We start from the raw sequence: 24,019 nt of genomic DNA on the forward strand, positions 1-24,019 counted from the left end.
GCGGGTGTCGGCGGAACGGTTCGTAAGGGCGCGCCTCGAGCGCGATAAGGAGGAAGCCATGCGCGATGTCGACCGGACGCTCGAGGGGAACGCACGCATCAAAGTGGTCGGCATTGGTGGCGGCGGCAGCAACGCCGTGAACCGGATGATCCGGTCGAAGTTGCGCGGCGTCGAGTTCATCGCGATCAACACCGACCTGCAGGCGCTCGCCCATTCCGAAGCCCAGACCAAGATGAACATTGGCAAGAAGCTCACCCGTGGCCTGGGCGCGGGCGGCAACCCGACGATCGGTCGCGAGGCGGCCGAGGAAAGCCAGCAAGAACTGTCAGAGTTGTTGCAAGGCGCCGACATGGTGTTCCTGACCGCCGGCATGGGCGGTGGCACCGGGTCCGGCGCGGCGCCGGTCGTCGCAGAGATCGCCCGCAACAACGGCGCGCTCACCATTGGCGTCGTAACCAAACCGTTTACCTTCGAGGGCTCCCGCCGCCGCGCGATCGCCGAAGAGTCGGCGACCACCCTCCGAGAGAAGGTCGACACCCTGATCATCATTCCGAACCAGCGGCTGCTGGATGTCACCGATAAGAAGGTGCCCTTCACGGAAGCGCTGAAGATCGCCGATGACGTGCTGCGCCAGGGCGTGCAGGGCATCTCGGACTTGATCGTCCAGCCCGGCTTGATCAACCTGGACTTTGCCGACGTCAAGGCCGTTATGTCCGGGCAGGGCGCGGCGCTGATGGGGATCGGCTTCGGCAGCGGCGACACGCGCGCCGCCGACGCCGCCCGCGATGCCGTCGCCAGCCCGCTGCTGGAGACCTCGATCGACGGGGCGCGAGGCATCCTCTTCAACATCACAGGCGGCACCGACCTCACCTTGCACGAGGTCAACGAGGCGGCGGAGATCGTCCGTGCTTCCGCTGACAAGGACGCCAACATCATCTTCGGGACTGTCATCGACGAGAAGATGTCCGGTGAGGTCAAGATCACGGTAGTGGCGACTGGCTTCGTCGTCGGGGCCGAGCCCAGCCGCGAGATCGAGGAGCAATACAGCCGGCCGGCGCCGGTCGAGGACGTCCCGGTCTACAAAGGCTTCGACCCGTCGAACCTCGATATCCCCGCGTTTCTGCGCGGTCGCCGTTAACCTGCGAGAGGGGTGCCCCCTTCCCACCCCTCTCGCCCTTCACTCTTCGAATGGCTAACCACAATATCTGGGATACTGGCGTGAGATGAAGTGCCCCTATTGTGGTCACATCGACCTCAAGGTGGTCGACTCGCGTGACTCCGATACAGGGGAGTCGATCCGCCGTCGCCGCGAGTGCCTGCAGTGCTCGAAGCGCTTCACCACCTACGAGCGGATCGAGGCGGTGCCGCTCTACGTCATGAAGAAGGACGGCCGGCGCGAGGACTTCGACCGCCAGAAGCTGTTCTCCGGCCTGATGAAGGCCACCGCCAAGCGGGAGATCTCCCCGAGCACGGTGGAACGCGTCGTGGACGAGATCGAGGCCGAACTGCGAACCCGCGGCAAGGTCGAGATTCCCTCGCGTGAAGTCGGCGAGCTGGTGATGGACAAGCTGCGGGGTCTCGATGAGGTGGCGTACATTCGCTTCGCCTCTGTGTACCGCTCGTTCATGGATCTCCAGGAAGTCAAACACGAGATCGACCAGCTTCTCACCCGCGAAAAGCGAGGCTGAACCCGTCGCCGCGCTAGAGCTCGCCTCCGTCGTTGGCGTCGCCGGATTTCCGGCGCGGCACGGGTTCAGCACCCGGGCGCTCGGCTCGATGGGGCTCACCGCATCGACCGACCCCGAGCTGGTGATGCGGCGGCGCGGGCGGCTCGCCGACCAGCTGGGCTTCGATCTCGACCGCGCCCTGATGACGGTACAGGAGCACGGGGCCAATGTCGTGACCTTCCATCGGCGGCGGCCGGAAGGTGGACAGTGCGTCTTTGACACCGACGCCCTGGCCACGGACGTCCCCGGACAGGCGATCGTCACCTACCACGCCGATTGCTTTCCGCTGCTTTTCTTCGACGCGCGCCGTGGGGTCGTCGCCGGGGCGCACGCCGGATGGCGCGGCACGCTGGCGGGTGTCGCGACCCAGACGGTGCAGGCGCTGCACCTGGCGTACGGCAGCGAGCCCGACGCACTCGACGTCCTGATCGGACCCGGCATTTGTGCGCGTTGCTACCAGGTCGGAAGCGAGGTCGCGGCGCAGTTCGCGGCGCGCTACGGCCGCGAGGATCGCTACCTCCAGACGGAAGGCGACGATGTCCGGCTCAACCTGGAGGGCGTGGTGCGGCTCCAACTCGAAGACGAGGGCGTCGCGCCGAGCCGAATCCTGTCGGCCGGTTGGTGCACGCGCGAAGAGGACCGCTGGTTTTCCCATCGCGGCGGTCGTCCCGGACGCTTCCTCTCCGTCGTCGTTGCGCCCTGAGCGATGCCCGGTTCGATCGGCGAAAACCTCGAGGCGGTCCGCGAGACGATCGCCCGCAGCGCTGAGCGGGCCGGCCGTGATCCCACGGAGGTCGTGCTGGTGGCGGTCACCAAGACCTTTCCGGTGGAACGCATCCGTGAGGCCCTGGCCCACGGGCTCCGCATCCTCGGTGAGAACCGGGTCCAGGAGGCGCTGCCGAAGATCGAGGAGATCGGACCCGCCAATGTCGACTGGCACTTGATCGGGCACCTGCAAACGAACAAGGTGAAGTTCATCGACGGTCGCTTCCGCATGGTCCAATCCCTGGACGCGGTCGGCCTGGTGGAGGCGCTCGACCGCCGCATCCAGTCACCACTCGATGTGCTGGTCGAGGTCAATGTGGCGGAAGAGCCACAAAAGACGGGAGTGCTGCCGGCGGACCTGGGAGCGGTGGTGCACGCCGTGAGCGGGGCCCAGCATTTGCGTCTCCGTGGGTTGATGACGGTGGCACCCATGGTCCCCGATCCGGAAGCGATCCGGCCGGTCTTCCGGCAGTTGCGCTCGCTGCGCGACACGATGAGTCAGCAGCTCGGCGTAGTGCTGCCCGTGCTGTCGATGGGGATGACGGACGACTACGCGATCGCCGTGGAGGAAGGCGCGACCATGCTACGATTGGGCCGCGCGCTCTTCGGACCGCGTTGAATCCCGCAGTGCAGAACGCCATCAATTTCCTGCACACGTTTGCCCAGGTCCTCATTTATCTCTGCATCTTTGCCATCGTCGTGCGGGCCGCGGCCTCCTGGTTCATCCGCGACTATCACGGGCTCATCATGGGATTCCTGGTCGACGTCACGGAGCCCATCCTCGGGCCGCTGCGGCGCGTGATCCCCACCGGGCTGGGCGTGGATTTCTCGCCGATGATCGCGATCGCGGTCCTCTATGTGGTCGGCCAGTTCCTCGGCTGAACCAGAGCCACTAGAATTGGCGTCCATGTTCCAGGAAGTTTCGACGCGCGCCGGCTTCGTCGAAATGGAAGTCGAGGTGCTTGCCTTCTGGAAAGAGCGCGATATCTTCCACAAGAGCATCAAGCAGCGCGAGGGGAAACCGCCGTTCGTCTTTTACGAGGGGCCGCCGACCGCCAACAACCTTCCGGGCATCCATCACGTGCTGGCACGGGCCCTCAAGGACCTGTTCCCCCGCTACAAAACGATGCGTGGCTTCTATGTCGAGCGCAAGGCCGGATGGGACACGCACGGCCTGCCGGTCGAGATCGAGGTCGAGAAGCAGCTGAAATTCACGGGCAAGCAGGACATCGAGAAGTTCGGTATCGAGGCCTTCAACAAGCTCTGCCGTGAAAGCGTCTTCAAGTACATCGACCAGTTCGCCCAGGTGACGGAGCGGATGGGCTACTGGGTGGATTTCGACAAGGCCTACCGGACGCTCGACTCCACCTACATGGAGAGTGTCTGGTGGATCCTCAAGCAGATCTGGGACAAAGAACTCCTCTACCAGGGCTTCAAGGTCGTGCCCTATTGTCCACGTGACCAGACGCCGCTCTCCAGCCACGAGCTCGCACTGGGCTATCAGGACGGCATCGAAGACCCGTCCGTCTACGTGAAGTTCGAGCTCGAGGATGAGCGCAAGACATACTTCCTCGCCTGGACGACGACGCCCTGGACCCTTCCCGGCAATGTCGCGCTTGCCGTGGGACTGGATATCCCGTACGTGCGCGTCCGGCAGGGCGACGAGCGGTACATCCTGGCCCGGGCACGCCTCTCAGTCCTCCAGGGCGAGTACCAGGTCGAGGCGGACGTCGACGCAAAAAGCCTGCTCGGGAAGCGCTACAAGCCGCTCTACGCCTACCTGATCCCAGACAAGCCGGCCTTCTTCGTCGTCGACGCGGATTTCGTCTCGGTCGAGGACGGGACCGGGATCGTGCACACGGCCGCCGCCTACGGCGTCGACGACCTCGAGCTCTGCCTGAAGAAAGGCATCCCGGTTCGCCACGTGGTCGACCTGGCTGGTCGATTCCGGTCCGAGGTCGAGCCCTTCGCCGGGCTCTTCGTCAAGAAGGCCGACCCAAAGATCATCGAGGACCTCACCCATCGCGGCCTGATGTACCGGGCGGAGACGATCCGGCACACCTATCCATTTTGCTGGCGATGCGGAACGCCGCTGCTGTACTACGCGCTCACCTCGTGGTTCATCAAGACGACCGCCGTCAAAGATGAGTTGATCCGAAACAACAACCTGGTCAACTGGATCCCGCCCTATGTGGGCACGGGACGGATGGCGAACTGGCTCGAAACGCTCGTCGACTGGTCACTGTCGCGCTGGCGCTATTGGGGCACCCCGCTGCCGATCTGGGTCTGTGAACAATGCGACGAACGGCGCTGCGTGGGTTCCGTGGCCGAGCTCGGCCTGACGCTGCAGGACGATCTGCACCGGCCGTATATCGACCGCGTGACGCTGCCCTGCGAGAAATGCGGTGGCGTGATGCGCCGGGTCACCGACTTGATCGATGTGTGGTTCGACTCGGGCTCGATGCCGGTCGCGCAGTATCACTATCCCTTCGAAAACCAGGAGCTCTTCAAGGAGCGATTCCCGGCCGATTTCATCGCCGAAGGCGTCGACCAGACGCGCGGCTGGTTCTTCAGTCTGCTGGCCATCGGGACCATGTTGTTCAAGCAGCCGGCATTCAAGAACGTGATCGTCAACGGCACCGTGCTGGACAAGCAGGGCCGGAAGATGAGCAAGTCGCTCAAGAACTCAGTAGACCCGATGGAGGTCATGTCCAAGTTCGGGGCGGACGCGACCCGTTGGTACTTCTACTCGGCGGTTGCCATCGGCAACGACTATCGCTTCGACCTGGCTGCGGTCCAGGATGTCGTCCGCCGCTTCCTGCTCATCCTCTGGAACACCTACGGCTTCTTCGCCAACTACGCGAGGCTCGACGGATTTGATCCCGGCGCGGCGGCGGTTCCGGTGCGCGAGCGGGCGCTCCTCGACCGCTGGCTGCTCGCGGAGCTGGCGGTCACGATCGCCGACGTCGACAAGGCAATGGAGGCGTACGACCCGCCAACGGCGGCGCGGCGTCTGGAGGGCTTCGTGCTGGATCTCTCGACCTGGTACGTGCGGCGCTCACGCCGCCGGTTCTGGAAATCGGAGTCCGATGCCGACAAACGGAGCGCTTACCAGACGCTCTACCAGGTGCTGGTCAGCGTGGCCCAGTTGCTGGCCCCCTTCATGCCATTTGTCTCCGAGAGCATGTATCAGAACCTTGCGGCCGGCCGGCGGGGCCAACCCGAGAGCGTACACCTGTGCGACTGGCCGGTGGCCGCCTCCGATTGGCGAGACGATGAGCTCCGCCAGCAGATGGCCGTCGTTCGGCGGCTGGTCGCGACCGGGCTCGCCGCACGGAATACCGCCGGCATCAAGGTGCGCCAGCCGCTGCGCGCCGTCACGATCGCCGAGCGGCCGCTCGACCCGGGGCTCGAGGCCATCCTGCTCGAAGAACTCAACATCAAGTGCGCCCAGTACCAGGGTCAAGGGGGCGGCCTGATCCTCGATACCGAGATCACCGAGGAATTGAGGTTTGAGGGCTTGGGTCGCGATATCGTCCGAACGATTCAGGAGCTTCGCAAGCGCTGCGGGTTCGCGGTCGAAGATCGCATCCGCCTCTACTACCAGGGCGATGGTGTGCTGGCTCGTGCTCTCGAGCGTGGGCGCGACTACATCGCGGCCGAGACGCTGGCGGTTCAGGTTGAGCGCGGCGCTCCGCCGGAGGGCGCCTGCTCCGATTCGATGAAGGCGGAGGGGGAGGAGCTCCAGTTGAGTGTGCTGAAGGTGGCCGCACGCTGAATCGGGTCCGCAGCTACGGCCTGCTGGCGGTGATCGCCGCCGTGGTCGTCATCGTCGACCGCGTCACGAAGATCTTCGTCGAACGGCGGTTCGGGGTTCCCTACGGTCCGCGCGAGGTCGTCGACCATCTCCTTTTCCTGACCGTCACCCGGAACCGGGGAGCCGCCTTCGGGCTATTTCAGAACTTCACGGCCGGCTTCCTCCTGATCTCGGCCGTGGTCATGGTCGGCATCCTTATCTATTACTGGCGCCTTCCGGCTGACGACTGGTCGGCGCGGCTGGGCCTGGCGCTCGTCTTCGGTGGCGCCATCGCCAACGCCTACGATCGGGGCGTCAAGGGATCGGTTATCGACTTCATCCAGGTGCCGCACTACCCGATCTTCAACGTCGCCGACTCGGCGATTACCGTTGGCGTCGTGGTGCTTCTGCTGGGCACGCTCTGGCGGAGCCGCCGGTCCCAGCGCGCTTGACCGAGGCGATCCAGCACACCGTCCCGATCAGCGCCCCCCGACTCGACCAGTACCTGGCCGGCCTGCTCGCCGGGCAGAGCCGCAGCCAGGTTCAGCGATTGATCGCGGAGGGGCACGTCCGCCTCAACGACGGGCCGGCGCGCGCGGGCAGCCGCCTGCGGTCGGGCGATCGTCTCAGCTGGGAATTACCGGCGCCGGTTCCGACCCGGCTGCAACCGGAAGCAATGAATCTTCCGGTGCTCTACGAGGACGACGACCTGGTCGTCATCGACAAACCGGCCGGCCTTGTCGTGCATCCCGGGCCGGGGCATTCGACCGGCACCCTGGTGCACGGCTTGCTCGGCCGCGGGCCGGGCTGGTCCACGATCGGAGGCACCGAGCGGCCGGGAATCGTCCACCGGCTGGACCGGGACACCTCGGGATTGATGGTGGTGGCGCGGAATGACGAAGCCCACCGCGAGCTGGCTCGCCAGCTGCAGCGGCGGATCATGACGCGCAAATACCGCGCGATCGTGGTGGGAGAAGTGGCCGATCCCGCGGCACGGATCGACGCGCCCATCGGCCGTGACCCCAAGAACCGGCAACGCATGACGGTGATTGGGGACGGACGGGAGGCCGTCACCGAATTCCGGCGGCTGGGCGTTGCTGGTGGTCACTCGCTGCTGGAGGTAACGCTGGGCACCGGCCGCACGCATCAGATCCGAGTCCACCTTGCTTATATCCATCACCCGGTTCTCGGTGACCCCGTCTACGGCCGCCGGTCACCGCTGATTGCGCGGCCGGCCCTCCATGCCGAGGCGCTCACGCTCAAACATCCCAGGACGGGCAAGTCGATGACCTGGCAGACACCTCCGCCCGAGGACTTCGCATTGGCGTGGAATTCGCTGGGCGGCGCTCTGGCACACCCTAAAATGCGGTGATCAGATGACCCAGCCCAAGATCGGGCTTTTGATCGTGATCTCCGGACCAAGCGGAGTGGGGAAGGATACCGTCCTGCGGCGCCTTTTCGAGATGGCGCCCGAGCTCAAATACTCGGTCTCATACACGACCCGGCCGCCCCGGCCGGGGGAAGTCGACGGCCACAGCTACACCTTCGTCAGCGAGCCGGAATTTCTGCGCCTGATCGAGCAGAAGGAATTCCTGGAATGGGCGAAGGTCTATGACCACTATTACGGGACCTCCCGCCGGCGCGTCGAGGCCGCCATCAACCGCGGTGAAGACATCATCCTCAAGATCGATGTGCAGGGCGCGACCTTCGTCCGCAAGCGGATGCCGGAGGGGCTCTTCATCTTTATCACGCCGCCGTCGACGGAGGAACTGCTCAGCCGCCTGACCGGCCGGAACACGGAGTCACCGGAGGCGCTCGCGATCCGGCAGAAGGAGGCCCTAATCGAGCTCGGGCTGGCCAAAGACTACGAACACGTGGTCTGCAACCGGGATGTCGACGAGACCGCGCGAGAGATCCTGGCGATGATCGCGGCCGAGCACGACCGCCGCCAGGCGCCGGTATGAGTGAGAGCGGGCTGAAGGGACGCCGGGTCGCGCTCGGCATCAGCGGCGGCATCGCGGCCTACAAGGCGATCGAGTGCGTCCGGCTGCTCACCGGGGCCGGTGCCGAGGTTCGGGTGCTGATGACGCCGGAGGCGACCCGGTTCGTGACGCCCCTGACGCTCGAGGCCCTCTCCTACAACCCCGTTGCCGCGGATTGGCTCGCGCCGCAGGGTGGGGGAGAGACCCACATCAGCCTGGCGGCGTGGGCCGACGTGATCGCCATCGTTCCGGCGACCGCCAACACGATGGCGAAGCTGGCCCTGGGATTCGCCGATGAGATCGTATCGGGGACGGTGCTGGCGAGTCGCGCCCCGCTGGTGATCGCCCCCGCGATGAACGACGTGATGCTGACCCAGCAGCCAACCCAGGATCATCTGAACGCGCTACGGGCGCGACGCGCGGTCATCGTCGAGCCGGCGAGCGGGCGCCTGGCCTCGGGCCAGCCCGGGGTGGGGCGGTTAGCGTCAGCTGAGCGGATCGTCGCCGTCATCGAGGCGGTGCTGGCGGGGCGTCGCACCCTCGACGGCCTGCGCGTGGTCGTCAGCGCGGGTGGCACTCGGGAAGCGGTCGATCCCGTGCGCTATGTCGGGAATTTCTCCAGCGGAAAGATGGGCCGCGCGCTCGCCGAGGTGGCGGCGGCGCGGGGCGCAGACGTGACCCTGGTGACGACCGTGCCGTCCAGCCCCGAAGGGATGGCGGAGGTCGTGGTCGGCAGCGCGACCGAAATGCTGAAGGCCCTGGAGCAGGCCTGCGCCGATGCCGACATCCTGGTCATGGCGGCGGCGGTCGCCGACTACGTTCCCGAGCAGGTCGCCGCCTCGAAGCTGCGGCGCACCGATCGTCCCATGGAGCTGCGACTGCGACCGACCGTCGACATCCTGAAGACACTCGGGCCTCGTCCTGGGCTCTATCGCGTGGGCTTCGCGGCGGAAACGGAAGACCTGCGCGCCCAGGCGCAACAGAAGCTCCGCGCCAAGCAGCTGGACATGATTGTCGCCAACCAGGTCGGCGTCGATGGGCAGGGCCTCGCCAGCGACTTCAACGCCGTCACCATCGTGACGCCCGCGGGCGTCGTCGCGGAGGTGCCACGACTGCCAAAGCCAGAGGTGGCCGGGCGCATCTGGGATGCGATCGATGCCGGTCGGAACCGCGGCGCCTGAGGCGCTGCGCCCGATCGCGCAAGTTGCTGTCGAGGCGCGCGTCGGGAGTCAGACCGGGCTCTTCGATTACGCCGTCCCCGAGGCGCTGATCGGGCTGATCGAGGTCGGACACCGGGTCCGAGTCCCCTTCGGGAAGCGCACGGTGACCGGTTTCGTCTACGCACTCGATCGGGGACCAACGGTCCTTACGCTCAAACCGATCGAGGCGTTGCTCGATGCCGAACCGGTGCTCCCGTCGCCGCTGGTGGAGCTGGCCGGCTTCGTCGCCGCCCATTACCTGGTGCCGCTCGATGAGGTGATCCGGGCCATCGTGCCGCCTCGGGTCCGCGCCGTCGTCCGCAGGACAGTGAAGCGTCGCCGGCAGAGTCGCATCCTGCGCCAGGCCGCCGAAGTCAGCGTGCCTGCAACCGTCGTGCTCGAACCGGCGCAGGAAGCGGCTCGGGCGCGGATCGCGATCGCCCTCGCCCGCCAGGAGTCGGAGGTATTCCTGCTGCACGGCGTCACGGGCAGCGGCAAGACCGAGGTCTACCTGGCCCTGCTCGACCAGGTGCTGGCCAGCGGAGGGCAGGGGCTGGTGCTGGTGCCCGAGATCGCGCTCACGCCGCAGACCGTGGGGCGCTTTGCCGCGCGCTTCCCAGGCCGGCTGGCCGTGCTGCACAGCGCCCTGACCGAGGCGGAGCGGGCCGCCGAGTGGTGGCGGATCCGGCGTGGTGAGGCCGACATCGTCATCGGGCCGCGCGCCGCCGTCTTCGCGCCGCTGCCACGGCTTCGCCTGATCGCGATCGACGAAGAGGAATCGTCCGCCTTCAAGCAGGACCGCATCCCCCGCTACCACGCGCCCACGGTGGCGCGCTGGCTGGCTGATCGGACCCGGTCCGTGCTGGTCCTGGGCAGCGCCACGCCCAGTGTGGTGACCTACGCCGACGCGCTTGCGGGCCGTGAGCATCTCCTGGAGCTCCCCCATCGTGCCCAGGGACGGCCCCTGCCCCCCGTGACCGTGGTCGACATGCGAGGGGAGATCGGCGCGCAACACTTCAGCCCGCTGAGCAGGGAGCTGCAGGCGGCGATGGTTGCCTCGCTCGACCGACGGGAGCAATCGATCCTCTTCCTGAACCGGCGCGGACTGGCGACGTTCGTCCTCTGCCGCGATTGCGGCCAGGCGCGCGAATGTCCGCATTGCAGCGTGGCGCTCGTCTATCACGCCTCGCTGGGCCGCCTCCAGTGCCACTATTGCGGCAGCACCGAACCGCTCCCGAGACGCTGCCCCGCCTGCGGCAGCCGCTACATCAAGAGCTTCGGCGTGGGCACGGAACGTATCGAGCAAGAGGTCCGCGCGCTGTTTCCCAGTGCGCGCGTGATCCGGCTCGACCGGGATGTGATGAAGACGCCGGACGCGGCCGACCTCGTTTTCGACCAGATGCGCTCGGGTGGGGCGGACGTGCTGGTGGGCACCCAGCTCGTGGCGAAGGGGCTGGACCTGCCGAACGTGACCACCGTCGGGGTCGTCAACGCCGATACCAGCCTGCATTTTCCCGACTACCGTTCGTCGGAGCGGACCTTCAGCCTGCTGACCCAGGTGGCGGGCAGAGCCGGTCGTGGCAGCGCGGCGTCACAGGTGTTCATCCAGACCTACACGCCCGATCATCCCGCGATCCGCCACGCCCGCTACCACGATTACCGCGGCTTCTTTCGTGAGGAGCGTGCAATCCGGGCGCAGTATCGATTCCCTCCGTATGCCGAGCTGATCGTGGCGACCTATGGACACCGAGACGAGGCCCGCGCGGAGCGAGAGGCGAAGGCGGCTGGCGAACATTTGTCTGCTACAATCGCGCTGCTCAATTTGGGCGACATCGAGGTCCTCGGACCGTCTCCCGCGTTTGTCTACCGCCTCAAGGACGAGTTCCGCTTCGAGGTGACCCTCAAGGGGAGCGACCTGCACCGGGTGGCGGACGGCTTACCGCGCGGCCGGGGCTGGGTCCTCGACGTCGACCCGATGTAAGTGAGAAAGCAATGGCCGTCCTTCCGATCCTGACCCAGGAAGCGCCGATCCTTCGCCAGAAGGCGAAGCGGGTGGCGCGTGTCGACAGCAGCATCCGCCAGCTGATCGACGACATGGTGGATACCATGGTCGCCGCCCCCGGTGTCGGGCTGGCAGCGCCCCAGGTCGGTGTCGGGCTCCGGGTCGTCGTGATCAAGACCGACACCAACCTGCACACGCTCGTCAACCCCGAGATGGTGAAGTGGGAGGGCGAGCAGATCGGCCTCGAAGGCTGTCTCTCGGTACCGGGCTACGTCGGCGAGGTCAAACGCTACATGCAGGTGGTGGCGCGCGGGCTCAACCGCCAGGGCAAGCCGGTGAAGATCAAGGGCGATGCGCTGCTCGCCCGCGCGATCCAGCACGAGATCGACCACCTCGACGGCATCCTCTTCACCGACCGGCTGACGAGCCTGGATACGCTGCGCAAAGTGGAACCCGAAGAGCAGGAGAAGGAAGCGGAACTCGTCGGCGCCTGACGCTGCGTTGCGCATCGTGTTCGCCGGGACAGCCACCTTCGGCCAGCCGACCTTGACCGCGCTGCGAGAGGCCGGTCACGAGATCACCTTGGTGGTGACGCAACCCGACCGGGTCGCGGGGCGCGGACTCCAGGTCATGCCGTCGGGCATCAAACAGCTCGCCCAGGAAGTCGGTCTCGAGGTCTTTCAGCCCGAGCGCATCAGGGACGAGGCCGCGCAGGCCCGGATTCGAGATCTGGCCGCGGATGTCATGGTCGTGGTGGCCTACGGGCAAATCCTTCCGGCCAGCCTGCTCAACGCGGCGCGCCTGGGGACGCTCAACGTCCATGCCTCGTTGTTACCGCGCCATCGTGGCCCGGCGCCAATCGAATGGTCCATTCTCAGCGGCGATCACGAGACCGGCGTCACCATCATGCAGATGGATGCCGGCGTCGACACCGGGCCGATCCTGGCGCAGGCCCGGCTGCCGCTCGCGCCAGAGGCGACGGCGGGCCCGCTCGAAGGCGAGCTGGCCAATCTCGGTGCGCGGCTCATGGTGCAGACCCTCGACGGTCTCGCCCACGGGCGCATCATGCCGGTAGCGCAGCCCGCGGAGGGGGCGACGCATGCCCCGCGTCTGCGGTCGGAGGATGGCAAGCTTGACCCTGCGACCATGTCCGCCGAGGAAATCGACCGGCGCGTGCGCGCCTTGAGCGAGCGGCTGGGCTGCTGGATCACGCTCAAGGGCACCGAGGTGAAGGTGATCCGCGGCCATCTCGATGGCGTCGCGCGGGACGGTATCGAGGTTCCCACGACCGACGGACGATACGTTCTCGATGAGGTCCAGCCGGCGGGTGGGCGTCGGATGTCGGCGGTCGCTTGGGCGCGGGGGCGGCGCTAGTGGGGAAGAAGAAGCGCGACGCCGACCCGACGATCGCCAGCAACCGCGCCGCCTATCACAACTACTTCATCCTGGAATCGGTCGAGGCCGGGATCCAGTTGCTCGGCACCGAGATCAAGTCGCTGCGCGAGGGCGGGGCGAACCTGCGCGAGGGCTATGTCCGCATCGGGGAAGGCGAGTCGTTCCTGGTCAACGTGCACATCAGTCCCTACGAGCGCGGGCACAGCAGCAACCACGAGGCGAAGCGGGAGCGCAAGCTGCTGCTCCACCGTGCCGAGATCATCCGCCTGGGCATCACGGTCAAGCAGAAGGGGCTGACCCTCGTGCCCCTGCGCCTCTACTGGAAGGGAAACCGCGTCAAGGTCGAAATCGGCCTGGCCAAGGGCAAGCGGCTTTACGACAAGCGGGAGGCGATTTCGGCACGAGATGCGAAACGCGAGATGGACCGCGCCGTGCGGACCCGAGCCTAGGCGCCCACGCCGCCGGAGATGTTGCAGTAGAGGTTCAGGACCTGGTTGCCCATGATCATCATGATGACGATGAGCACGACGACGACGAGGCAGAGGATCAGCGAGTACTCCACGAGCGACTGACCCGCCTTCTCGTCAGCCGTCTTGGGAACACGCCAAAGCGTCGTCATGCGATTAGCCTGAGTCCGGCGCCTAATGAGCCGACTTACGGCCTAGTGCCCGCTCCGTCCAGGCGGCGCATCGTGCTACGGAGAAGGCCGTAGGGGTTTTTAGGCCGAAACGAGGGGGTAGAATTGAAGTTGCTCCGACAGGCTGGCGGGGGCGCCAGGTCTCGACGGGGTAGTGGTCTGCAAGATGGCGGGCCGTGTCGCCGAGCACGTAAAAGCGGCAAGGCTATAAACGCCAATCGCGAACTGGCTTACGCTGCGTAAGTAGCGAAAGTCATCCGGGGATTTATCCCCGGCGCCGGCCCGCTCTCGGTCAGCAGGAGCGGCGTCCGGCGTAAACTCCGCTGACTCGCTCCCGGCGGGCGTCGCGGCCGTCGGGGGGACTCAACACCGCGACTGGCTTGACCGGATCCGCTCCCAGGGGAGCCGGCCAGGTGAGATGCAAAACCGGGAGTACGCTCGTAGATGTCTTGCGGGACGCTGCTTCGGACGCGAGTTCGATTCTCGCCGCCTCCACCAGCCGGCCGGAGCGCCGGTCGCTTTTCCGCAATTAGCTCGCCGGAAAGGAGAAGCTGTCCAGCACCAACTTGAACGCGGCGTCGTTGCCGTTGGGAGCTTCCTCGATCTCGTAGGTATTTGCCTGGTGGTCGAAGACGATGATCACCGCGCCACTGGCCGGGCCGGAGGTGGTGACCACGATCTTGTCGGCGGAGACGCCGGCGATCGTGGTCTGGCTCAGCTGGTTGCCCTGGGCGAGACTGGTCTCCACCTGACCCTTCGGTCCACCGACAACGCGGACCTCGATCGGAGGCATGAAGGAACCTGACGCCGGCACGTGGGACGGCACCGCGGCCGGCGGCCCGAATGCCACCACGCTGACCGCACCGCCAGCCCCGGGCTCGGCCGTGTAGTCGCGGGAGATCCATCCGCTCGGGAAGCAGAGGTGGTAGGCAAGCGTGGTGTGCTGGTAGGCCTCGCCGCTCTTGCAGCCAACCGAAGACGGCGCGGTCGCTTGCAGGGGAGGAGGTGAACTCGCTTCGCCGCTGCATCCCGAGACGACGATCGCTGCAAGCAGGCTGAACAGTACCCCCCGGAAGTGGGCGCTGGCCACCGGGGAAGCGTACAGGAACGGCTGGGGCCGAGAACGCCGCGTTTAGCGGAAGATCGCGCTGGCCAGCCACCAGCAGGCGGCCACACCGACGACCGCGGGCATGATGCCACCCAGCCGGGTCAGGAGGGCGACGACCTGGGCGGGAATCACCCAGAAGACCGAGATGGGATCGGCCTTGGCAACACCGACCCGCGCCTGTTCCGCCACCGGACCAGCCTCTTCATAGGAGGGCAGCATGTGGGCCGCGAACGACAGTCCGAGCCAAAGCTGCACCCAGGTGACCCACGTCATCGGCAAATGAAGGACTGCCCGGGGGGTGAGCGCGGGAGCGAGGCAGAGCACGGAGAGGATGGCGAGCACCAGGGTCGGCACATAGGTGATCGCGATCGCCGTGCCCAGTTGCGGTGGCGCCTCATACACGGTGTACCCCGCAGGATCGTCGACGCGAAAGTACACGACCTCGTCGATCGCCAGGCCAGCGCGGTGGGCAATGGTGAACTGGATGGAGGTTCGCATCACGACTGCCGGGAAGCCGAACAAGTGGATGGTGCGGGCGACCAGCAGCGGGAAGGCGCGGATCAGGCTGATGCGGGCCGTCGCTTTGGCGAGCTGGAGGGTATACGGTGTCCCGCGCTTTACCGCCACCCGAGCCACCGTGCTGCTCCGCGTCACGGCGGCTTTCGCGGCCGTCCCGAGCTGCTCGGCCCCGGTGCGAATGACTGGTGCGGCCTGGGCGCGCCAGCGGGCCCAGGGTAAGGCGCGCACGCGCGTGAGGATCTGCTCAAAGAGCGACGGCGGAAGCTCGCCAGCGGGCGGCCCCGCCGATGGCGGTGGCGTGGGGACTTTCGCCGGTGATGGTGTCAGGTCCAGCGGCAGGTCTTCTTGAATCGGGTCGAGGGCGCCGCTCATTTCGGGGTCACTGGCTTCGCGGTGGCCTGCTTGATCCTGCTGAGCAGTACCTGCTGGTCCGCATTGGTATCGAGCGTAATCGCGGGATCGTAGCTGCGAGCTGTGTACCAGGCGGAGAGCCCGGCCTTGGTGTCCTTGTCGAGCATGTAGCAGTAGGCTTCGTACGCCCAGGCCTTGGGCGACGTCGGTGCGGCTTCAACCGCCATTTCCATCTCGCTGGCGCAGCCCGAATAATCCAGGGTCACCAGCCGCGCCTTGCCGTCCTGGTAATGGCGCAGCCCGTTCCAGGCGCCGGGCAGGCCGGCCGCGGCCAGGAAGGTGAGCGCCAGGGTGACGCCGACCACGCACAACACCCAGCCCGGCATGTCGGGCAGGCCGCCGCGCGCTTTGCGGAGCGGCTGTAGCGCCGCTTCGTAGCGAAGCAGGCGGTCGGCGATCTCGGCATCGGCGACTTCAGGCAATGAGGGCTTGCGCAGCCGTTTCGCGTCGCGCAGGAGCATGACGGCGCCGGTGATGTCCCCCGCCGCGTAACGCAGGTCGGCCTTGAAGACCAGGGCATCGCGCGCCGCCGGATCACCGCGCAACGCCCGATCGAGGTAGTCCTCCGCCATCGCGGTCTCGCGCTTCCAGTAGGCGATCATCCCCAGACCGAGTAGGGCGGCGGCATTCTTCGGCTCGCGTCCGAGCACCGCCTCATACTCCGTGGCGGCACCGGCGAAGTCAGACGTCCGGATCCGGGCCAGGCCGAGCAGGGTGTGGGCGTCGGTGAAATCCGGATGGACCTCGATGATCTTCGAGAGCAGGGTCACCGCCGGCTGCGGGTCCTGCGCGCCGACGAAGGCGTAGGCGAGGTAATAGGCGGCGTAGGCGTCATCGGGACGCTTGCGCACTTCGGCAGCCAGTAGCGGCAGCGCGCCTTCGAAGTCATGCCGGCGGATGAGCGCCAGGCCATCGTTGATGGACATGTCCGGGCCTGCGCGAGTAACGACGTACCTGGCGCGAACTTACGCGGCTTTGTCGAGCCAGCGCTCCGCGATGAACGCGAGGAAGGCCCGGTCGAAGTCCAGACCGTTGAGTTTTGCGGTGGCCGGCCAGGTGCTGCGAACCTCATTTTGGAGCCGGCGATATTCCTCGAGGTCCAAGCCCTGGGCGAATTCCCAGGCTCGGGCGGCCAGTTCGGCATTGAGCGGTTTCATCATGGCTCTCCTACCCGTATACAACGTGTGGAGTGGGCAAATAGATTCACCTGCACGTTGTGTCACGCAACGTGCAATCCGCAAGAGGGGGAACCCGATCGCGTCAATCGGGTCATGAGATTCCTCGGCACGCGAACGGCCCTCATCGGCATCGGCGCGGCCGCGGTGATCGCCGTCCCGACCGCGATGGTGCTGGGGCACACGCCGGCCAAATCCACGAGCGCGACCTCCCCGTCGGCGACCGGCTCCGGCCGGGCCGGCGACGACCATGCCGCCGATAGTGCCAGCCCGGTCGCCCAGGCGACGCCCACGCCCACACCCACCCCTAGTCCCACGCCCACTCCCACCGCCACACAGGCGGCGGCCCCGAACACGCCAGCCCCAACCACGGCCGCGGTCCCGCCGGCCGCGGTCCCGCCGGCCGCGGTTCCGGCCTTCTCACACGTCTTTGTCATCGTCATGGAGAACCATGAGTACGGTGCCGTGATCGGCAGCGCAGAGGCGCCCTACATCAACAGCCTGGCTGCCACGTACGGCCTGGCCACCAACTACTACGGGGCCTCCCATCCCAGCCTGCCCAATTACTTTGCTCTTACCGCCGGCAGCACCTTTGGGGTCGCGAGCGACTGCACCACCTGCTATGTGAGCGCGACCAACATCGCCGACCAGGTGGAAGCGAGCGGTCGCTCCTGGAAGGCGTACATGGACGATATGCCCACACCGTGCTACCTGGGGACCTCGTCCGGCAACTACGCGATGAAGCATGATCCGTTCGTCTACTACACCGACATCCGCAACAACGCGGCGCGCTGCGCCGCGCACGTCGTGCCCTTCACGCAGTTCGGCGTCGACATGAGCAGCGGCCAGGTCCCGAACTTCGTGTGGATCACGCCCAACATGTGCAACGACACCCACGACTGCCCGGTCTCCACCGGTGACGCGTGGTTGCACAGCGTCGTTCCAACGATCACCGGATCGGCGGCGTTCCGCAACGGCGGCGTCCTCTTCATCACCTGGGACGAAGGGTCGAGCAACGCGGGTTGCTGTGGTGATGCCTGGGGCGGACATGTCGCCACGCTGGTCATCTCGCCGAAGTCGATCAGCGGCTTCCATTCGAAAATTGCGGAGAATCATTACAGCCTGCTGCGGACGATTGAGGATGGCTTCAGTCTCGCCCATCTCGGCGCGGCCGGTTGGTCGAGCAACGTCCCCCTGCGCGAGTACTTCCGCTAGGTCTTGCGCCCGAGCGCGCGAATCGGGTCAAGCGTGGCCATGTCGTCGATCCCCGACAGGTCCCCCGGTGGGTCACCGAGGAAGACGTTGCGGATCACCCGGCGGAGAATCTTGCCGTTGCGGGTCTTGGGCAGGCGCGCCAGCACGTGAACCGCTGCCGGCTTGAAGGGCTTGCCCAACGAGCGTTCGATGCCACGCGACACCGCCGCGGGGATGGGCCCCGGTTCGGCATTCGGGCGCGGCACCACGAAGACCACCACTGACTGGCCCTTGAGCGGGTCTGGAATCCCGACGGCGGCCGCCTCGATCGCGTTGGTGCCGTCGAGAGCCGCGGCCTCCACCTCGGCCGGGCCCACCCGCTTGCCCGCGACCTTGATCGTGTCGTCGGAGCGACCCAGGATGTACCAGAGCCCGTCCTCATCGATCATCGCCCAGTCACCATGCACCCAGACGTTGGGCCAGCGCGACCAGTACGTTTCCAGGTAACGCTGGGGATCCTTCCACAATCCGAGCGTCATCCCGAGGTAAGGCTGGCGGATCACGAGCTCGCCGACCTCGCCGCGTACGGGTTGGCCCTGCTCGTTGAAGACCGCGGCGTCGATGCCGGGAATGGGGCCGGCGAAGCTGCCGGCTTTCGCGGGCGTCAGGAAGTTTCCGCTGACCAGGCCACCACCGCACTCCGTCCCCCCAGAGTAGTTCATGATCGGCACCTCGCCGCGGCCGACGACCTCGAAGAGCCAGTTCCAGGCTTCGGGGGTCCAGGGTTCGCCGGTCGAGGCCAGCACCCGAAGCCGGGTGAGGGGCTGCGCCGGCAGGGCCTGGGCGCCCGACGCCATCAGCACCCGGGTCAGCGTCGGAGAGATTCCAAGGTGGGTGACCCCGTGGCGTTCCGCCACCGCCCACACACGGCGCGGTTCCGGGTAGTCGGGTGCCCCGTCGTAGAAGACGGCGGCGCCCCCGAGCATCAGGCTGCCGAAAACAAGGAGCGGCCCCATCACCCAGCCCATGTCGGTCACCCACATGACCCGCTCGGCCGGCCGGACGTCCATACCGAACGCCCAATCCTGCGCGGCTTTGATCGGCAAGCCGGCGTGGCCATGCACCGTGCCCTTGGGCCGTCCGGTCGTGCCCGACGTATAGAGCAGGAGCAAGGGCTCATCGGGGCGCATCGCCTCGGTCGGGACCGGCGCCGACCCGGCCAGGTCTTCCCAGGCGAGGTCGCGACCATTCTGCATGGGGACATCCATGCCAGCGCAGCGAACAACCACGAGCCGCTGCAGCTGCGGCAGGCCGGCCGCCGCTTGGTCCGCGATGGGCTTCATGGCGACCGGGCGCCCTCGACGTATCGCGCCGTCCGCGGTAATCAGCACTCGCGCGTCCGCATCGGCTAGCCGCTGCCGGATCGCTTCCCCGCCAAAGCCCGAGAACAAGGGCACGGCCACGGCGCCCAGCTTGGCGCAGGCCAGCAGGGCCACCGCGTTTTCGATCACCAGCGGGAGATAGAGGCCGACCGCCACGCCGCGTCCCACGCCGATGGCGCGCAGCCCGGCGGCGGTCTGCTCGACCGCGTCCTCCAGCTGCGCGTAGGTCAGCTGCCGGACCTGTCCCGCTTCGGTCTCGCCAATGAGCGCGACGCGCTCCGGATCGGAGCGGCGATGGCGAACGACGGCGGAGTCATACGCATTGAGGAGACCCCCAGGAAACCAGCGCGTGAAGGGAGCGCCGGCGGCGGTATCCATCACCGCGTGATAGGGCGCCGACCACACGATGCCCAGCTCCTTGACGAGTGCGTCCCAGAACCAGTCAGGATCGCGCGCCGCTCGTTCGCAGAGCTCGGGATAGCTCGCGATGTGGTGCTGCTGCAGGAAGCGCCAGAGCCGGCACGCCTGCACCTGCTCCCTGGTCGGTGACCACGCCGGGGCGACCGCGCTCATGCGGTCTTCATGCTATCGCCCCGTCCAGAACCCTTCCGGATCCGCATGACGGATGTAGGCCAGCTCGTCGGCGGAGGGCGTCGCCGTGGCGGGTATGTGGTCGGCGATCTCGATCTGGAAGCCGGTGGCTTCGCGCACCTGCTGCGGCGTGACACCCGGGTGCAAGCTGGCGGCTCGAACGCGGCCTGTCGAGAGATCGAAGACTCCCAGCGTGGTGATCAGGGTGGCGGGACCGCCGCGGCGCCGGCCGGGGAAGTGGCCCGGGGACGTGATGTAGTCGACGCGCTCGCGAAAGCGGCGCGGCTCGTGCTCCATGATCAACACCGTCCGCCCCGCCAGCGATGCGATGTCGCCGGCCCCGCCACTGCCGGGAAGGCGGACCAGCGTGCCGCTGCCGCTGGTCCGGGTGGTATTGAGGTTGCCAAGCGGATCGACTTCCGCCCCACCGATGAAGCCCACGTCGACGCGCCCTTGCTGCAGCAGGCTCATGACGTCCACAAGGCCCAGGCACGCGACCGCGCCGACGATGTTGGGTGGATCGCCCATGGTGTAGATGAACGCCTCCGCGGGTCGGTCGCGAATCACGCCGTTCTCGAACAACCCAACCGCGTTCGGGGCGTGCGTCGCCTTGGCCAGCCCGAAGCCGAGCAGGGGAAGGCGCATGCCGACGAAGACGAGCTCGTGGTCACGGATTTCGCGCGCCGCCGCGACCACCATCAGCTCCCGCCGGGTATAGCGCGACGTCATGGCGCGAAGTTCGCCTCGGCCGCAAGCCGCCGATCGGTGACCCGAAGACGCTCGACCGCTGCCTCACCCATGTGGCGCAGGTACGCCGGCCGGTCGGGGAGGTCGAGGACCCACTCGCGCAACCACGACTGAAAGCCGTCGGGGGTCCGTGAGAGCTGGTGATAGGCGAGAAACGGCGCGAAGTCACGCCGCCAGTAGCCCTGCACCGACGAGGGGAGCGCGCCACCCGGCTCCTCGACGAGGGCGGTCACGAGAAAGCCAGGGATCACGGTGCGGTTGGGATCGCTGCGGATCACCGATTCCGGCACGACCTCCTCGCAGATCACGATCGTGCGGTGTGCGGCGTACGCCGCTTCAACGGTGAGGCCGAGGTTTCCCCACAGGTGGGCGTTGCCTTGTTGGTCCGCGCGCTGGACGTGGATAATTGCGACGTCCGGCCGCAGCGCGCCGACCGCGAGCAGGTTGGGGCCGCCGAAGGGATCGTCCACTGGCCGGATGCGGGGATGGCCCCGCACGATATCGCCGCCCAGGCCGCTGAAGGTCGGCAGGAAGGGGAGACCCATCGCCGCGGCCTTCAGTGCCAATCCGACGGTGAAGTTGGAGTGATCCTCCATGACGATGCGTCGCGGTTGCCCCTGTTCGTAGGCCCGGCGAAAGCCGTATCCGGACCCCCCGGCGACGTTCCCCACCCATGCCGCGATCACCTTCGCCACCGTGCCGGCCCCGATCATCTGGTCGAACGCCATGTCGGAAATGGGACCAACCAGCGTCAGATCACGGCGCTGCTGGCGGATGATCTCGTGCACCGCGGCGAACGGGATGCCGGACTCCAGGGCCAGCCCGAGCGCGATCGTGTCGCCGTCATGCACCTGCTCGGCGATCGCCTCGCGCAGCGACCGCCGCTTGTCGCTCAGCGGTGGCTCCAGAGCGGCGCCCGCTTTTCCATGAAGGCGCGAATACCTTCTTGGGCGTCCTGCGACGGTGCCACTGCCGTCCGATAAATTTCGATCGCGGCATCGAGGCGTTGCAGCACCGTTGCAGCTCGCTGCCGCCGTGTCGCCGCCGTGAGTGCGCGGAGCGCGACAGTGCTCAAGGCGGCAACGTCACGGGCTCGCCGATCGGCGGTCTCCATCAGCCGGTTGGCCGGCACCACCTGGCTTACCAGACCGAGGTCGTGGGCCGCGTTGGCGTCGACCAATTCGCCGAGGAGCAGGCACATGGCCCGGGGCCCCGGGCCTCGCTCCGGCAGGGCGGCGGCCGCCACCGGCGGAAAGGCGGCCAGCGTGATTTCGGGAAAGCCGAACGTCGTGTCGTCGGCCGCGATGACCAGGTCGCAGAGCAGCGCGATCTCCGCACCGCCGCCGAGCGTTAATCCGTGGATGGCGGCGAGCGTGACCGGCCCGAGGTTGAGGAGCAGTCGGGCATTCTCCCGCACCTCCGTCAACATGGCGTCCAGGCGGCCCGCGGCGTGGTCCGCCACGTCGACCCCGGCGGAAAACGCTCGTGGCAGGGCACTGGCAATTAGGACGACGCGGATCGAGGGTCGATCACACTGCCGCAGCGCGTCATTGAGCTGGCGTAGGGTGTCGATGTCCAGCACATTCAGCGGTGGGCGATCCAGGGTGATGCGAGCGATTCCATCCTGTACCCCGACCCTGACTGGAACCGATGGCGACTCGGGTGCCGGCACCGTCGGTAATGCTACATGCGGGCAATCCCCCCGCCGGGGAAAAAACTTAGTACGCTGGGATCCATGCAGAGGTGTCCGCGTTGCGAACGATCGGTGGCCGCCGAGGCGGCGTTCTGTCCCTACTGCGGCGCCCAGCTCAAGGTTCAGCCGGTCCAGGGCGAGATCATCGATGGAACCGACCGATTCAAAAAGAACCGCGCCGTGAACCCAGGTCGGGCCGCGCGATTGTCGCTCATTCCCGGCCTCGGTCACTGGTACGCGGGGGCACCGGTCAAAGGGCTGGCCTTCTTTGCCGCCATCGTCGGTCCGATCGTGATCGGCACGGAGCTCGACCTGACGGTGGTGGCCGCCCCGCTAGGGATTCCACTGGACCTCGGTGGACTCGGGCTGTGGGCCTTCTGCGCCTACGATGCCTACCGCACCGCAAAGAACCGTATGCGCCCGCCGCCTGAGTCGCAACCCGGGAACACGCGCTCAGCAAACTGACGCAACGCCCCCCGCAAGCTTGCTCTCCTATCGTCGCTGGTGTGACGAGGGAGCGAAGGGTACTCCTCATCGACGACGATCAGGATCTCGCCGACCTTTATCTGAAGCACCTTCGCCGCGATGGCATCCCCCTTGAGCACGCGCGCACCGGTCAGGAAGCGGATACCTTCGTGCGCAACCGCGTCCCGGCCCTGATCCTGGTCGATCTCACGTTGCCGGACCTCGACGGCCGTGAGCTGATCGAGCGCTGGGCCGATGATTCGGTCTCCGGCGCGATCCCGATCTGGATCGTGAGCAACATCACGCCGGAGGACAACCTCTGGTGGCACACCGCCCCCAATGTGCAGCGCTACTTTCTGAAGTCCAAGGTCGTCCTTTCGCGGCTGAGCCTGGAGATCCGTGCCACGTTGGGCCTACCCTACGGCGATCGCGTCAGCCACCGCCTCGCCGGCTGAACTCCACAGCCTGCCGATAATGAGGTCGATGGAAGGGCTGGCCCCGGCCGCACCACCTCACGCGGCGAACCGGCTGCGCTGGCTGGACCTCCTTCCGGTGATCGCCTTCACGCTGCTCGGCATCATCCTCGTATTCGCCCTGCTGGTGGGCCTCGCTCGCAGCAATCGTGCTTTCTACCGCGCCAACCTGGAGACGATCTCGCTCAGCGCCACGCTCGCCATCTATCTTGCCTTCGGCGCGGGGATCGCCGTTGCGCTCCGGCGACTACCGACACCCCTGGCGTTCCTCGGGTTGCGCTGGCCGACGCTGCCTGACGTCATCGCGACGATCTTCCTGCTGATCCCCTGGTACCTGGGCATCATCTTCGTTTCCACCGTGTCGGCGCTCATCTTCAATGGCGGCCGAGTGGTACCCAGCAACAGCCGACTGATCTTCGTGCAGCGCCCCGGCGGGGTCGGGCTGCTGCTCCTCGCGCTGCTGGTCACGGCCGTCGCCGCTCCCATCTGCGAGGAGGTGTTCTTCCGCGGCATGCTCTTTCGGCTGCTGCGGACCCGAGTCCCGCTGTGGGCGGCGGTGCTCCTCAGTGCGATGGCATTCGGCCTCGCGCATGCCAGCCCCGCGGTGAGTGCCGCCCTCTTGCCAACCTTCACGTACATGGGCATCGTGCTGGCCGTGGTCTACGTCAGGACCGGCTGGCTGACCAACAACATTCTGTTGCACGCCGCGAGCAACGCGATCGCGACCGCCGCCGTCTATTACCAGGCGATCCGCTAAG

General features: G+C 66.9%; 27 protein-coding genes and 1 other RNA gene. 19 read left to right on the top strand and 9 right to left on the bottom strand.

Features of this window, described 5'->3' with window-relative positions:
• Window positions 1-58 precede the first annotated feature (58 nt).
• The 14 genes from ftsZ to smpB all read left to right on the top strand — a co-directional run bounded on the left by ftsZ (window position 59) and on the right by smpB (window position 13,315).
• Window positions 59-1,138 carry a cell division protein FtsZ gene (gene ftsZ / locus VHK65_16325; GenBank protein HVS07714.1) on the top strand — a complete coding sequence of 360 codons (1,080 nt, stop codon included), beginning with the start codon at window positions 59-61 and terminating at the stop codon, window positions 1,136-1,138.
• A gap of 85 nt (window positions 1,139-1,223) precedes the next feature.
• Entirely contained in the window at window positions 1,224-1,688 is a 465-nt protein-coding gene (gene nrdR, locus VHK65_16330) for a transcriptional regulator NrdR (protein HVS07715.1), read from the top strand.
• Entirely contained in the window at window positions 1,582-2,430 is an 849-nt protein-coding gene (pgeF, locus tag VHK65_16335) for a peptidoglycan editing factor PgeF (GenBank protein HVS07716.1), read from the top strand. The genes nrdR and pgeF overlap by 107 nt, the downstream gene beginning before the upstream one ends.
• Before the next feature lie 3 nt (window positions 2,431-2,433).
• On the top strand, window positions 2,434-3,111 hold the full coding sequence (locus tag VHK65_16340) for a YggS family pyridoxal phosphate-dependent enzyme (protein ID HVS07717.1): 678 nt from the start codon (window positions 2,434-2,436) through the stop codon (window positions 3,109-3,111).
• An 8-nt stretch (window positions 3,112-3,119) separates the two neighbouring features.
• Window positions 3,120-3,374: a YggT family protein gene (locus VHK65_16345; protein ID HVS07718.1), complete on the top strand. Its 255-nt coding sequence runs from the start codon at window positions 3,120-3,122 to the stop codon at window positions 3,372-3,374.
• Window positions 3,375-3,399: 25 nt separating this feature from the next.
• Entirely contained in the window at window positions 3,400-6,270 is a 2,871-nt protein-coding gene (ileS, locus tag VHK65_16350) for an isoleucine--tRNA ligase (protein HVS07719.1), read from the top strand.
• Window positions 6,271-6,293: 23 nt separating this feature from the next.
• Window positions 6,294-6,740, top strand: coding sequence for a signal peptidase II (gene lspA, locus VHK65_16355; protein ID HVS07720.1), 447 nt, complete (start codon window positions 6,294-6,296; stop codon window positions 6,738-6,740).
• Window positions 6,737-7,660, top strand: coding sequence for an RluA family pseudouridine synthase (locus tag VHK65_16360; protein HVS07721.1), 924 nt, complete (start codon window positions 6,737-6,739; stop codon window positions 7,658-7,660). Before lspA ends, VHK65_16360 begins: the two co-directional genes overlap by 4 nt.
• Before the next feature lie 4 nt (window positions 7,661-7,664).
• Entirely contained in the window at window positions 7,665-8,252 is a 588-nt protein-coding gene (gene gmk / locus VHK65_16365) for a guanylate kinase (protein ID HVS07722.1), read from the top strand.
• Window positions 8,249-9,451 carry a bifunctional phosphopantothenoylcysteine decarboxylase/phosphopantothenate--cysteine ligase CoaBC gene (gene coaBC / locus VHK65_16370; GenBank protein ID HVS07723.1) on the top strand — a complete coding sequence of 401 codons (1,203 nt, stop codon included), beginning with the start codon at window positions 8,249-8,251 and terminating at the stop codon, window positions 9,449-9,451. The genes gmk and coaBC overlap by 4 nt, the downstream gene beginning before the upstream one ends.
• Window positions 9,426-11,450 (top strand): primosomal protein N', encoded by a 2,025-nt coding sequence (priA, locus tag VHK65_16375; GenBank protein HVS07724.1) that lies wholly within the window; start codon window positions 9,426-9,428, stop codon window positions 11,448-11,450. Before coaBC ends, priA begins: the two co-directional genes overlap by 26 nt.
• Before the next feature lie 11 nt (window positions 11,451-11,461).
• Window positions 11,462-11,965, top strand: a complete 504-nt coding sequence (gene def, locus VHK65_16380; protein HVS07725.1) for a peptide deformylase — start codon at window positions 11,462-11,464, stop codon at window positions 11,963-11,965.
• A gap of 16 nt (window positions 11,966-11,981) precedes the next feature.
• Window positions 11,982-12,845: a methionyl-tRNA formyltransferase gene (gene fmt / locus VHK65_16385; GenBank protein HVS07726.1), complete on the top strand. Its 864-nt coding sequence runs from the start codon at window positions 11,982-11,984 to the stop codon at window positions 12,843-12,845.
• Complete coding sequence (gene smpB / locus VHK65_16390) at window positions 12,845-13,315, top strand: SsrA-binding protein SmpB (GenBank protein ID HVS07727.1); 471 nt, start codon at window positions 12,845-12,847, stop codon at window positions 13,313-13,315. Before fmt ends, smpB begins: the two co-directional genes overlap by 1 nt.
• On the opposite strand, the gene VHK65_16395 is transcribed toward smpB, so the two are convergent.
• Window positions 13,312-13,485: a Flp family type IVb pilin gene (locus VHK65_16395; protein HVS07728.1), complete on the bottom strand. Its 174-nt coding sequence runs from the start codon at window positions 13,483-13,485 to the stop codon at window positions 13,312-13,314. The two genes, smpB and VHK65_16395, sit on opposite strands and share 4 nt — an antisense overlap.
• 147 nt (window positions 13,486-13,632) lie before the next feature.
• Here VHK65_16395 and ssrA point away from each other — a divergent pair.
• Window positions 13,633-14,001: a transfer-messenger RNA gene (gene ssrA, locus VHK65_16400) on the top strand.
• Window positions 14,002-14,032: 31 nt separating this feature from the next.
• Here the strand turns inward: ssrA and VHK65_16405 are convergent.
• From VHK65_16405 to VHK65_16420, 4 genes are read right to left on the bottom strand one after another with little or no spacing between them, the layout of a single operon-like run.
• Window positions 14,033-14,593, bottom strand: coding sequence for a hypothetical protein (locus VHK65_16405; GenBank protein HVS07729.1), 561 nt, complete (start codon window positions 14,591-14,593; stop codon window positions 14,033-14,035).
• 42 nt (window positions 14,594-14,635) lie between these two features.
• Window positions 14,636-15,502, bottom strand: coding sequence for a hypothetical protein (locus VHK65_16410; GenBank protein HVS07730.1), 867 nt, complete (start codon window positions 15,500-15,502; stop codon window positions 14,636-14,638).
• The gene (locus VHK65_16415) at window positions 15,499-16,467 is read right to left on the bottom strand and encodes a tetratricopeptide repeat protein (GenBank protein ID HVS07731.1); all 969 of its coding nucleotides are present in this window, start codon (window positions 16,465-16,467) and stop codon (window positions 15,499-15,501) included. The genes VHK65_16410 and VHK65_16415 overlap by 4 nt, the downstream gene beginning before the upstream one ends.
• A 39-nt stretch (window positions 16,468-16,506) precedes the next feature.
• Window positions 16,507-16,701, bottom strand: coding sequence for a hypothetical protein (locus VHK65_16420; GenBank protein HVS07732.1), 195 nt, complete (start codon window positions 16,699-16,701; stop codon window positions 16,507-16,509).
• 111 nt (window positions 16,702-16,812) lie between these two features.
• Here VHK65_16420 and VHK65_16425 point away from each other — a divergent pair, with 111 nt between their 5' ends.
• Window positions 16,813-17,931 carry an alkaline phosphatase family protein gene (locus VHK65_16425; protein ID HVS07733.1) on the top strand — a complete coding sequence of 373 codons (1,119 nt, stop codon included), beginning with the start codon at window positions 16,813-16,815 and terminating at the stop codon, window positions 17,929-17,931.
• Here the strand turns inward: VHK65_16425 and VHK65_16430 are convergent.
• The 4 genes from VHK65_16430 to VHK65_16445 are packed head-to-tail and all read right to left on the bottom strand — an operon-like array spanning window position 17,928 to window position 22,302.
• Entirely contained in the window at window positions 17,928-19,865 is a 1,938-nt protein-coding gene (locus VHK65_16430) for an AMP-binding protein (GenBank protein ID HVS07734.1), read from the bottom strand. The genes VHK65_16425 and VHK65_16430 overlap by 4 nt on opposite strands.
• Window positions 19,866-19,877: 12 nt before the next feature.
• Window positions 19,878-20,612 (bottom strand): CoA-transferase, encoded by a 735-nt coding sequence (locus VHK65_16435; protein HVS07735.1) that lies wholly within the window; start codon window positions 20,610-20,612, stop codon window positions 19,878-19,880.
• Entirely contained in the window at window positions 20,609-21,538 is a 930-nt protein-coding gene (locus tag VHK65_16440; protein ID HVS07736.1) for a CoA-transferase, read from the bottom strand. Before VHK65_16440 ends, VHK65_16435 begins: the two co-directional genes overlap by 4 nt.
• On the bottom strand, window positions 21,523-22,302 hold the full coding sequence (locus VHK65_16445; protein ID HVS07737.1) for an enoyl-CoA hydratase-related protein: 780 nt from the start codon (window positions 22,300-22,302) through the stop codon (window positions 21,523-21,525). The genes VHK65_16440 and VHK65_16445 overlap by 16 nt, the downstream gene beginning before the upstream one ends.
• Window positions 22,303-22,317: 15 nt before the next feature.
• Here VHK65_16445 and VHK65_16450 point away from each other — a divergent pair, with 15 nt between their 5' ends.
• The 3 genes from VHK65_16450 to VHK65_16460 are packed head-to-tail and all read left to right on the top strand — an operon-like array spanning window position 22,318 to window position 24,018.
• Window positions 22,318-22,788, top strand: a complete 471-nt coding sequence (locus tag VHK65_16450; GenBank protein ID HVS07738.1) for a zinc ribbon domain-containing protein — start codon at window positions 22,318-22,320, stop codon at window positions 22,786-22,788.
• 41 nt (window positions 22,789-22,829) lie between these two features.
• Window positions 22,830-23,243 carry a response regulator gene (locus VHK65_16455; GenBank protein HVS07739.1) on the top strand — a complete coding sequence of 138 codons (414 nt, stop codon included), beginning with the start codon at window positions 22,830-22,832 and terminating at the stop codon, window positions 23,241-23,243.
• A gap of 28 nt (window positions 23,244-23,271) precedes the next feature.
• On the top strand, window positions 23,272-24,018 hold the full coding sequence (locus VHK65_16460; protein ID HVS07740.1) for a type II CAAX endopeptidase family protein: 747 nt from the start codon (window positions 23,272-23,274) through the stop codon (window positions 24,016-24,018).
• Window position 24,019: the final 1 nt, after the last annotated feature.

The sequence above is a fragment of the Candidatus Dormiibacterota bacterium genome, assembly GCA_035544955.1.
Lineage (GTDB): Bacteria > Chloroflexota > Dormibacteria > CF-121 > CF-121 > CF-13.